8 protein-coding genes and 1 pseudogene are annotated in these 11,631 nt (G+C 37.8%); 1 reads left to right on the forward strand and 8 read right to left on the reverse strand.

From position 1 onward, the window contains the following. Positions 1–67: 67 nt before the first annotated feature. The 5 genes from F9U64_RS00895 to F9U64_RS22565 form a co-directional block, all read right to left on the reverse strand. On the reverse strand, positions 68–1,279 hold the full coding sequence (locus tag F9U64_RS00895; protein WP_228275537.1) for a multidrug effflux MFS transporter: 1,212 nt from the start codon (positions 1,277–1,279) through the stop codon (positions 68–70). A 597-nt stretch (positions 1,280–1,876) separates the two neighbouring features. Further along, the gene (locus tag F9U64_RS00900; RefSeq protein WP_153400893.1) at positions 1,877–3,016 is read right to left on the reverse strand and encodes a mannitol-1-phosphate 5-dehydrogenase; all 1,140 of its coding nucleotides are present in this window, start codon (positions 3,014–3,016) and stop codon (positions 1,877–1,879) included. Positions 3,017–3,021: 5 nt separating this feature from the next. Then, positions 3,022–5,100 (reverse strand): BglG family transcription antiterminator, encoded by a 2,079-nt coding sequence (locus tag F9U64_RS00905; RefSeq protein ID WP_153400894.1) that lies wholly within the window; start codon positions 5,098–5,100, stop codon positions 3,022–3,024. A 134-nt stretch (positions 5,101–5,234) separates the two neighbouring features. Further along, positions 5,235–7,145 (reverse strand): PTS mannitol transporter subunit IICBA, encoded by a 1,911-nt coding sequence (locus F9U64_RS00910; RefSeq protein WP_153400895.1) that lies wholly within the window; start codon positions 7,143–7,145, stop codon positions 5,235–5,237. Between the two features lie 218 nt (positions 7,146–7,363). Continuing rightward, positions 7,364–7,504 (reverse strand): YuzK family famiily protein, encoded by a 141-nt coding sequence (locus tag F9U64_RS22565; RefSeq protein ID WP_194287264.1) that lies wholly within the window; start codon positions 7,502–7,504, stop codon positions 7,364–7,366. A gap of 402 nt (positions 7,505–7,906) precedes the next feature. On the opposite strand from F9U64_RS22565, the gene F9U64_RS00915 reads away from it, so the two are divergent. Further along, entirely contained in the window at positions 7,907–9,256 is a 1,350-nt protein-coding gene (locus tag F9U64_RS00915; RefSeq protein WP_153400896.1) for a TraB/GumN family protein, read from the forward strand. Between the two features lie 68 nt (positions 9,257–9,324). Here the strand turns inward: F9U64_RS00915 and F9U64_RS00920 are convergent, their stop codons facing one another. The 3 genes and pseudogenes from F9U64_RS00920 to F9U64_RS22730 form a co-directional block, all read right to left on the reverse strand. Next, complete coding sequence (locus F9U64_RS00920; protein ID WP_153400897.1) at positions 9,325–10,101, reverse strand: sugar phosphate isomerase/epimerase family protein; 777 nt, start codon at positions 10,099–10,101, stop codon at positions 9,325–9,327. 339 nt (positions 10,102–10,440) lie between these two features. After that, a pseudogene (locus F9U64_RS00925) lies at positions 10,441–11,158 on the reverse strand (metal ABC transporter permease); the annotation flags it as partial. Then, positions 11,155–11,631: metal ABC transporter permease (locus F9U64_RS22730; protein ID WP_228275538.1), on the reverse strand; the 477-nt coding region annotated here is incomplete at its 5' end. The gene F9U64_RS22730 and the pseudogene F9U64_RS00925, both read right to left, overlap by 4 nt.

The raw sequence follows: 11,631 nt of genomic DNA on the forward strand, positions 1-11,631 counted from the left end.
GGAAAAATGTGACATGCTCGTAAACCTCGATTACGAGCATGTCTATCAAATTTTAAGTTAAATTCTATCAATCTGTCTTTTTCGTTAAGGTAAAAAATGCGATAAATCCAATTAACGAAGTGGTAAATAATGCTGCTCCCATCGGAATGGCACTCGTCTCATCAATCCCAACAATTGGAGCAATAATGGAGCCCATTAATAAAGGTGACATGCCCAGAATGGCACTTGCACTCCCAGCCCGTTTCGCTTGTTTCGTCATCGCTAAAGAAAAAGAACTTGTTAATATAATTCCAATTGTAAACATATGTATAAAAATTGGGATTACAATCATGGCAAGTGGTCCTTTTATTATAGTCATAACAAGCAATAATGTGTTGGCACATAACGAAATGATGACCCCTGTACGCAGCATTGTCCGTTCTTCGATCTTTCCGCTTAATTTACCTACTAAAAAGCTTCCGGATATAATCGCAAGTCCATTTATTCCGAACAGAAAACTAAATACTTGTGGTGAAACATCATAAATCTCCTGGTAGACGAAGGGTGTCCCAGAAACGTAGGCAAACGTTCCCCCTTGGACAAAACAGACCACAATCGCATAACCGATAAAGGAACGGTCAGTAAGTATTTTCCCCATTGTCTTAAGAGTTTTTCCAATCGAGCTTGGTTGCCTGTGTTCAACTGGAAGAGATTCCTTTAATCGAAAAACAACCATCAGGACGAGAAACATCCCAAATACTGCTAACAGAAGGAAAATCGTATGCCATGTTGCAAAAGGTAATAACAGAACAGCCCCGCCACTTATAGGAGCAATCATTGGTGCTGTTGCATTGATAACCATTAATAAAGAGAAAAATTGAGTTAAGTCTTTACCGCTGAATGTATCTCTGACAACTGCCCGTGACAGGACAATTCCTGCAGATCCCGTAAACCCTTGCAGAAAGCGCGCAATAATTAATACATAAATATTTGGTGCAAACGCACAGATTATGGATGCCACTGCGAAAAAAGAAATCGATATAATGAGCGGTTTTCGTCTGCCTTTCGCATCACTAATCGGCCCGATTATCAATTGCCCTACAGCTAACCCGACCAAACAAGCTGTAAGACTTAATTGAACAAGTGATGCCCGTACCCCAAAGTCTTCAGCAATCATTGGAAAACTCGGCAAGTACATATCAATATTAAATGGACCTAATGTGCCCAGTAAAGCTAGTAAGATTGCTAAACCAAGGCGTTTCTTTCCTTTTGGTGCTTCCATTGTCTGAGACAATTCCATCACCTTCCTCCCTTCCATTATAATGGAGAATGGGAATGAAGTATAATTGACTGCTTGCATCCATTTATTTGGAGGATCTGATGAGATTTCAGCTTCTACCTATCATATCTGCCCTTGCCTTTTACAGTTTTGATAGGATAACTGCTTTTACCTATCATATCTGCCTTTGTCTTTAAAAGTTTTGATAGGATAACTGCTTTTACCTATCATATCTGCCTTTACCTTTTACAGTTTTGATAGGATAACTGCTTCTACCTATCATATCTGCCCTACTCTTTAACAGTTTTGATAGGATAACCGCTTCTACCTATCATATCTGCCCTACTCTTTAACAGTTTTGATAGGATAACCGCTTCTACCTATCATATCTGCCCTTGCCTTTTACAGTTTTGATAGGATAACCGCTTCTACCTATCATATCTGCCCTACTCTTACCAGTTTTGATAGGATAACTGCTTCTACCTATCAAATCTGCCCTTGCCTTTTACAGTTTTGATAGGATAACTGCTTTTACCTATCCCATCTGCCAATACAACTTCCCGCTTCAATAAAAAAACAGAGACAGTGTATTGTTCACACCATCTCTGTCTCTAAACATTATTTTAACTCTTCATATTGTCTCATAACTTCTTTCGTTATCTCACTGTCTTCTGGTAATTGGCTCACTTCATGCAGCGTTTTAGCAATCCCCGTATCTTTAACCATTGTTTGAAGCTTGACCGCTTCTTCGTCCTCTTGAAAATCAAACAATAATGCAGCAGCAATAGCTTTCGCCAAATTGGTGAATGGCAGACTAGCTTTCTGTGCTTCTGTTGCCGGGCGGACCAATCTGTCTTCAGAACCTAGCTTACGGATTGGCGCACGTCCTACCCTTGTCACCCCATCATTTAAGTATGGATTTTTAAATCGGCCAATAATTTTTTCAATATATTCAAAATGATCTTCTTTGTCCAGGTCATATTGCTTCACTAAATAATTTCCTGTTTCTTTTAATGTATCTTCAACTTGTTTGGCAATATTTTCATCTGCTAATGTTTTATCAATTGTTGACTTTCCATCAAGATAGCCAAGATAGGCAATGACAGCATGCCCTGTGTTAACGGTAAACAGCTTTCTTTCAATAAATGGTGCCAATTCATCGACAATTGTCATACCTTCTACAGCCGGAATATCTTCATTTGTTTCCACAACCCATTCATAATATGGCTCTACTAAAACATCAAGTGAATCATGATCTTCCTGAATCGGCACAATCCGGTCAACAGCTGAGTTAAAGAAATATACTCTCCCATCCAGTCTTTCTTTTGTGTCTTCATCAATATTTTCCAGAATATGTTTCTTTAAAATGTCCGTTGCACCAATCTGATTTTCACATGCGATTACATACAGCTTCTCATCTGTTTGATATACGCGTTCTGATATTCCTCTTGCAATAAGCGGAGCAATTCGCGGTAAAATGTTCGGTCCAATTGCAGTAGTCAAATATGTGGCATTGCCAATTGTTTCGATCACTTCATTTTCCTGTGTCATATTATTCAGTCCTGAAACATTGTGAATAGCAGTAGTTTCCTGCTTATCTGTTGCTAATTTAACGTGATAAGACTTTTGCTCATTTAGTTTATTAATGATTTGTTCCGCAATATCCACAAATGTGACATGATAGCCAGACTCTGAAAATAATGCACCGATAAATCCTCTGCCTATATTACCTGCACCAAAGTGAACTGTTTGTTTCATTATCATCATTCCTTTACCCATTTATTTTTTAGATAATCGGAAAAAAGTTCTTCTAATTTCCGCTTTACCATTCTCTCGTTTGAAGATGAATAGATCATCATTGTCATTTCATTTTCAATTATACTTGTACTGATTAAACTTAAGATTTCCTGTTGTTTTCCGCTAAGCTCCTCAGGTGACAGCATTAATAACAGGTTTTTCATTTTCATTTCCCTGCCATCCATTCCTTTAATCAACGAAGGATGCTCGAGATGTCCTATTTGAAAGATCAGCTGCTTCACACTGGAGTCCCGGCAATGATAAAGTCCGATATTAGTATCCGGAATTCCTAATCCGCCCAACGCTTCTCTTTCTTCCAGCTTATCCAATACTCTCGCTGCATCTGTTATGACTGTTTCTTTCTCCAGCTGGATGACCAGTTCTTTTAACACTTGTTTATAATCTGAATTCGTTTTTTGATATAAATGAAAATGATTCATAATTGATTCTATACTAGTCTGTACATCCTTTATTTCCTTTAAAACATTGTGAAGATCAGAAGGTTCTTGTCTAACTCCTTTGCTTCTTCCTGAGCCAAAGACATGTTTGCCGATTATTTTTTCGATATTATGCTGCAAAAAGCTGCGGATCATTTGAATATCTTTATCATTCAATAAAGGCGAAACAATAATATAATGGATATCATCAAATGGAAGTCTTACTGTTGAAATGATAAGATCAAACTGATCCAGATTCGATTTTTCCAACTCTTTGATTGACTTAATGGTAATGGAATTAATCTCTACAAATTCCTTCTGGATACGGCTTGCCAGCATTTTGGATGTTCCTATTCCTGTTGGACAGACAATGACGGCTTCAATTTCCGCTGTTTCTTCATTTACTAATAATGCAGATCCAAAATGCAGGACAATAAAAGCAACCTCATCATCAGGAAAATTTACCTTTACGAACTCACTTTCCAGACTATTGCGGACAGCCATAAATAACACAGGGTATTTCTTCTTAATTTCGGCTGTTAATGGATTAAATAACCCCATTCTGTGTTTTAGTCGAAAAATAGCCGGTTCCATATGGGCAAGCAAACCTTGAAATAGTGAAAAATCATGAGTTAGATCTACATGGATTTGATTAGATACATCCTGAATAACACTTTTCATTATTTGTGAGAGCATGATGCTGTCATATTCTACCGCATCCGTGTTTTTTAATTTGGATCCTTTTAAAATAGCTGTCAGAAGATAAATATCTTTTTTTCCAAGCGGAATGGATAGTTCATCTGTCAACTCTTCACATAAATGATCCATTAAACGATAGGAACTTGTAGCATCATCATCAAATAGTTCATCTTCATCTTCCAAAAGAAAGTTCGAATGCACACGCTGCAATGTAATCGCTATATGAACAATAAGTGCCAGATAATCATTATCCGCTAATTTGATTTTTCCTTTTTCAGTTAATTGGTGAACTTTATTATCAATCATTTTAAGATTATCTGATAAAAAATAGCCCAGCACCAAATCACGGTTATTTCTTCCACCTTGGATTTTGTATAGATTATCCAATAATTCTTCGTGAAAATAAAACAATAAAAATGCAGCAAATCCATGGCGGATATTTGCTTCTCCACCGGTTAAGCATACACCGACACCTCTTTTTCTAGTTAATTGGATCGAGAATTTCTCCAGCCAATGTGCCAGATCATCAAGGTAAGTTCCCAGTGTTGTTACACTAACTCCTAATTCTTTTGCTAGTATCTGGGTTTTTGAATAATTTCCTTCACTTAATAAGATAATCAGCAATTGCAGCTTTTTTTCTTCAGCTGTCTCATCTGTTGGGTGAACTTGTGCCAACTGCTGGATTAGTTTATATATCCGTTCATTGGTACCATTTATGATTAAGCCGTCATTCGGTGTACGGTCAAGCTTTAATTCAAAAGGTTTGAGAATATTATCAACAGTCTTCAGATCTCGCTGAACAGTTCTTACACTTACATGAAGATAGCTGGCCAGGGATTGTGGTGTATGCTTGCCGGAAGTTTTTATTATCGAATCAATAATGGATTTCTCCCTTGACGTAATAAACATGCCATTCACTCATTTCATTATGGAGATATGTAAATTGCGCCTATGGTCCACTTTTACGGCAGCTTCAGCTGTAAAAAGCGAATATAACAGAATAGAAAGACAGTGATTTCTGCCTTTCTACTCAAAGTCTCTCTTTATTTACTGTTAATAAGCTCAAGCAATTCTTTTGCTGATTTCGCCTGGACCATTTGTTCCACATTTTCCTCTTCCGAACAAACGACAGCTATTCCAGAAAGAATGTCGAGGTGGGTACCATCTTTTCCAGCAATACCAAAGATTAATTTCGCTGTCTGACCATCAAAATCCACCCCATTAGGGACTTGCAGCACAGTAAAGCCTGATCGTAATACAGCTTTTTTCGCCTGTTCTGTTCCATGCGGAATGGCAACATGATTCCCCATGTATGTTGATGTCATATTATCACGTTCCACCATCGCGTCAATATAACTTTCTTCAACATAACCTGCTTTTACCAATACTTCACCTGCAAACCGAATGGCTTCTTCTTTTGAAGCAAACTCCTGGTTAAGGAAAATATTTTCTTCCAGTAACAAGCCGTCATCTTCTTTTGGTTCCTCTGTTACATCTGTTTCTGCTTCTGTTTCTTCTACCATTTCATTTAATTCTTCTGAGACACCATTTTGTAATGTATCAATCAGCTTGTCATATTCTGGGCTTGATAGGAAGTTATCAACAGAAATATGATAAGCATTAGGCAATTTGCCTTTTGCACGTGGTGTTAACTCTTCTTGTGTAATAACAATTTGAGCATCACTTGGTAAATTACTGATGGCTGTATTCGTAACAGAAATATCATTTAAACCAGCTTCTTTCACCTTTTTCTTGAGAAGAGAAGCCCCCATTGCACTTGATCCCATTCCGGCATCACATGCGAAAACAATTTTCTCTACATTTTCTGGAACCGTACCAGAATTGGCTGAAAGGTTACCTGCAACTGAACTTTTCTTGCCTTTCATTTCCTGCATTTTTGCTGTTGCTTCTTCAATATTTTCATCACTTTGTTTACTTGATTTCAGGACAATTGCTGCCACTGCAAATGAAACAATCGTAGCTACCAATATTGCTGCAAAGTTAGCGATATACACACTTAAGTCACCTGGTGTCATCGCAGCAATAGCTAAAATACTACCTGGTGAAGCTACACCTGTTAATCCTCCACCTAGTATCGATAGAGTAAAGACGCCACTCATACCACCTAAGATAACCGCCACTATTAGTAATGGACGCATTAATACATATGGGAAATAAATCTCATGAATTCCGCCAATGAAGTGAATAATAGCTGCCCCTGGTGCTGATTGTTTTGCAGAACCTTTCCCCATAAGGGTGAATGCTAATAACACACCAAGACCTGGTCCTGGATTGGCTTCTAATAATAGAAGAATTGATTTCCCGGTTTCGCTGGCTTGTTCGAGGCCAATTGGTGATATAATCCCGTGATTAATCGCATTATTTAAGAATAATATCTTCCCTGGTTCAATTAAAATACTTGTTAATGGTAATAAATTATTACTTACTAACCAATCAACCCCTGTAGTAAGTACTGATGTAAATGCCTGTACTGCTGGCCCTACTGCCAAATAAGCACCGATCGCAAGAAGACCGCCAATTATACCAGCAGAAAAGTTATTTACAAGCATTTCAAAGCCTGATTTAATTTTCCCATCGATTAGTTCATCGAATTTTTTGATGAGATAACCGCCTAATGGTCCCATAAGCATGGCACCTAAGAACATCGGAGTATCCGCTCCAACGATAACCCCCATTGTAACAATGGCACCTACCACACCACCGCGTTGATCATGAACAAGCTTACCACCAGTATATCCAATTAATAGTGGTAATAAGTATTTGACCATTGGATCGACTAATTGTGCGATATGTTCATTCGGAGTAATACCATCCGTTATAAAAAATGCAGTTATAAGTCCCCACGCAATAAACGCACCAATATTTGGCATGATCATTGAACTCAGAAAGTTACCAAACTTCTGGACTTTAACTTTTATAGTTGATTGAGCCATATTTTTACTTCCTCTCGTATAATATCTAAAAAAACAGTTGACCAATACAATTATAGGATACCACTACCCATCATACAATAAACATATAAACCACTTTTGTCGCAAGGTATGTGACAAACCTGTTTTTTCTTATAGGAAGGTAATGTTACGTTAAAAACCCAGAACCATTTCAAATATTGGCTCTGGGTCTCATCACTTAACTACTTACTTCATTATACTTAACGGTGTAAAACTCGATTAACCTCATCTACAACTTTTAAACTTTTCTCATAGCTCTCCTCACGTTCTTTCTCCACTTTAATACGCTTCTGCAGCTTATTGCTGTATTCCACATATCCTATTCCATGTGATTGCTGCATGGCTTTTTCCATCTCGTTTGTGTAATCTAGGGAGATTTTATGGTCATTGATAGTGAATCAATCCTTTTCTATTATTATTTGTAAAAACAATTCCCAGCTATTGAATTGTTTAAACATAGAATTCAAATTTTGTTAGAGTTTTTAACGCAAATTTGAGAATAAATGATTTAAGTATACAGCTGACAATATTTTAAAAAATTCTAAAAATAATGAAACTTTTAATAAATATAAGTCGTATGTCTTATACAAGGGAGGTGAAATAAACATATTAAGGTAGCAAATTGATTATTGTTGCCTAGTTTATTAGATAGAATTTACAGCGGCAGAATTCCTCGATGAATGACTACATAATGTTTTCGAAAAAAATGAATTCTGCTGAAATCGAGAGGAGAACATAACAAAATGAACAAATGGAAAAAAGGAATGTTGGCATCTATTGCTGCATCAGCAATGATGTTATCTACAGTAATCCCAGTACTCGGTGCTGAACAGCAAACACCAGATATAAGTCCATGGGCGGTCGGTGAATTAAATGAAGGAGAAAAATATGGAATTTATCCAACCGAATGGTATTACGATAATTTCCGCAGTGAGATTTCTCAGGACAGATTAGAGGATATTCTTACTCAAACTTCAGAAAAAATTGCTGATATAGATATCGAAAAAAGCGTGAACTATGAGCCTATTACGATTGATGGTACAACAAGAGAAGATGTATTAAATGGCTTATTTAATATTGTTGCTCCATATGACCTTCCAGCAGAAAGCTCACCAGTAGAGTATTTCCAAGAGCGTCAGATTGTAGTGGGAAATGGTAATAGCCTTGCACTAGAAAGACCTGCAACAACTCAGGAAGCTGTTCTTTTTGCAAAACGCCTTGTTAAAGATACGTATGACCAGTTAGATGCTGGAGCAAAAGGTGTTGCATGGAAAGTCGAAAACGATGGAAATGTCGTCTATTTACTAGGTTCCATCCATGTAGGAACTCCTGAGTTATACCCATTTGACAGTGAATTAGTCTCTGCGTTTGAGGAGTCTGACAGTTTATATGTGGAAGTAAATCTCTTAAATACAGAAGATTTACAATACTTCAATGAAGCATCAATGTATCAGGATGGCACAACAATCAAAGATGCTGTCAGTGAAGAAACATATGACAAACTGGAAAAAGCACTGGAAAAATACGGGCTGTCAGCTGACGCTGTACAGAACCTGAAACCATGGTCTTTAGCTAGCACACTATCTAACCTGTCACTTAGTGAATCATTAGATATGTCAGCTCAGGAAATGGCAAACTCAGGTATAGATATGTACTTTATGACAAATGCACTTCTCGCTCAAAAACCTATTGAAGAGTTAGAAGGAGTAAAATTCCAGGCAGATTTGTTTGATGGTTTATCTGCAGAGGCACAGGAAGAGTATTTAGTTCAGACATTGGACAGCATTCTTTCACCAAATCCGGAATATAATGAAACAGATATGATCAATGATTGGTTTACTTATTGGAAAGAAGGCAATGTGGACAGCTTTGCTGAAAGCTTTAATGCATCAGCTGAAGAACCAAGTGAGTTTAATGATATGCTTCTTGGTCAACGAGATATTGATATGGCAGATAAAATTGCCGGACTGTTAGAATCTGATCAACAAGCAACATCATTTGTTGTCGTTGGTGCGGGACACTATATTGGCGATACTAGCGTTATTCATTACTTAGAACAAGATGGTTATAATGTAGAATCATTCTATCAATAATGAAAAGACCAAGTTCTCTGGTTTTCATAAAGAACTTGAGTTTGATAATAAAGCAACCTGATTATCGATCAGGTTGCTTTATTTACGATACTCTCTTTCAGTTCCTTTAATGTCTGTGCATCCTGGTAAAACTGCTCTTCACTGTCTCCTTTAACAAATTCAATTAACACATAACGCTCTTTGTTATCTTCCTGAATGGATGATAAATATTGTTTCCAGTCTTCTGCGCCTTCAGCCAGACTCATTCGATCTTGATAGGAGTACCAGTGGAAGATATGGATATTCGTTATCCAGTTTTCCACATAATCAATGCTTGCTAATCGTTCCTCAACTGATACATCATTGGATGGCTGCCAATATAGGAATACATTGTCGTGAGAAATCTCTTCCATTAATTGTCTGGCACTCTCCTTCGTATCTGTTAATGTTCCGCCATGGTATTCCAAATGAACACTAATCCCTTCCTGTGCTGCCAGGTCGCCAATTATTCGAGCATCCTCCGCTACTTTTTTCCGGTAATCACTCGTTGCATCATCACTTCCCTTACTGCCAGCCCATACCCTAATTGCATTGGTTTCCAAATATTTGGCTGTCTTCAGAATTGCTGGAAAAGCAAATTCATTATCTGTATGGTCAGCTAATCGGTAATAGGAGCCATAAGAACTTACTTCAAGCCCTCGCGACTTAGTTAAACTTGCAACCACTTCTGCCTTATTATAGTCTCCTGGAGGAACATGTACATCACCGCCCCACTCGATTGCTTCTAAACCTGCTTCTGCAACTAAATCAACAACTTGCTCGGGTGTCTTGTCCCGAAAAGTAACTGAACATAAGCCTAGTTTCATAATATTAAACCCCTTCCAACTGAAATTTATTGAAGACGAGTATTACGGTGACACTGACTGAAATTTCCGGACTATTTTTTGTCATTGTATCATAGACGACCACTAAAGTGGAACCGTTTACTAATTTTTGCGTAATTCAGGGAAAATCGACATATTAAAAAGGACAGCCACAAAAGTGGATGCCCTGTCACTGTAACTTGATCTCGTTTATCCTTCTGATGTTATAACATCAGCTTTTGCTGGTCTAACATACTTTGAAATTAATCCATGTTTTGGCGAGAATACAAAGCTGATAATAAACAAAATTCCAGTAGCAAAAGCCATCGAGCCTGAGATGGATGTATCAATCAATATAGCAATAAAATAGCCAAGGATGGCAGAAATAATACCAATCGAGCTGCTGATCACAAGCATTACAGACAATTTATCTGTCCAGAGGTAAGCGGAAGCAGCTGGTGTGATTAACATTGCCACAACCATAATCGCACCAACCGCATCAAAAGCAGCCACAGTTGTAACAGACACAAGACTCATAAAGATATAGTGCATCACAATGACTGGAATACCGAGACTTGCTGCAAGTGCAGGATCAAAAGATGTTATCTTCCATTCCTTATAGAAGGCAACAATAAAAAACAGCACGATCAGAAATGCAAACCCAAGCATTCGTTTCCCATGGAATAAAAGTGATCTCCCCCATTAAGGCATGCTTGACGTCGAGATGGGCATTTCCAACAGATGTAGCAATTAAAATAACGCCGATCGCAAATAATGTTGTAAAAACAATTCCCATCGAAGCGTGCTGCTCAATGTCCAGAGTATGCAGCCATTGTACTAAGAAAGCAGTAAGCAATCCTGCAATTATTGCACCGATAAGCATATGGGGACCACTCAGTTCACGCGTAATTAAAAAGGCGATCACAATTCCTAATAAAACAGTATGACTTATCGCATCCGCCATCATCGCCATCTTTCTTAGTATTAAGAACACACCAATTAATCCGGAAGTAGCACCGACTAGACAAGCGGTTAAAATAATCCATGCTGTATATGTCATTTGCCCACCTCCTGTGCTTTTAATCGGGTATTCTGCTGCAGCTGCGCAAGTTTTTGCCGTTTCTTAAATTGAATATAATTTACTAAAATACCTTTTTGTTTGCCAAAGACTAGTGAAACAACGAAAAATGCAGAAGCGCAAATAACAATGAATGGACCTGTTGGCCAGCCGCTTCCTACAGTACTTATCGCTGTTCCCGCTGCACCAGCTAATCCACCGAAGACTGCTGACAACAGCAGCATCATTCCAAACGACTGAGTCCAGTAACGGGAACTGACCGGCGGGATAATTAATAAGGCAGCAATTAAGATAACGCCAACTGCCTGAATTCCAATAACGATCGTAGTGACAAGTGCTAATGTATAGAGAATATTCATCCCTTTTAATGATAAACCAATACCTTTAGCAAAATTGGGATCAAACAAATATAATTTCCATTCTTTAAACATAAGGACAACAATGAAAATCGATAC

The sequence above is a fragment of the Gracilibacillus oryzae genome (assembly GCF_009498735.1).
Taxonomy (GTDB): Bacteria; Bacillota; Bacilli; order Bacillales; family Amphibacillaceae; genus Gracilibacillus; species Gracilibacillus oryzae.

Coding starts and splice junctions, on each gene's coding strand:
- F9U64_RS00895 (WP_228275537.1), bottom strand. CDS start 1,279: ATGGAATTGTCTCAGACAATGGAAGCACCAAAAGGAAAGAAACGCCTT.
- F9U64_RS00900 (WP_153400893.1), bottom strand. CDS start 3,016: ATGAAACAAACAGTTCACTTTGGTGCAGGTAATATAGGCAGAGGATTT.
- F9U64_RS00905 (WP_153400894.1), bottom strand. CDS start 5,100: ATGTTTATTACGTCAAGGGAGAAATCCATTATTGATTCGATAATAAAA.
- F9U64_RS00910 (WP_153400895.1), bottom strand. CDS start 7,145: ATGGCTCAATCAACTATAAAAGTTAAAGTCCAGAAGTTTGGTAACTTT.
- F9U64_RS22565 (WP_194287264.1), bottom strand. CDS start 7,504: ATGCAGCAATCACATGGAATAGGATATGTGGAATACAGCAATAAGCTG.
- F9U64_RS00915 (WP_153400896.1), top strand. CDS start 7,907: ATGAACAAATGGAAAAAAGGAATGTTGGCATCTATTGCTGCATCAGCA.
- F9U64_RS00920 (WP_153400897.1), bottom strand. CDS start 10,101: ATGAAACTAGGCTTATGTTCAGTTACTTTTCGGGACAAGACACCCGAG.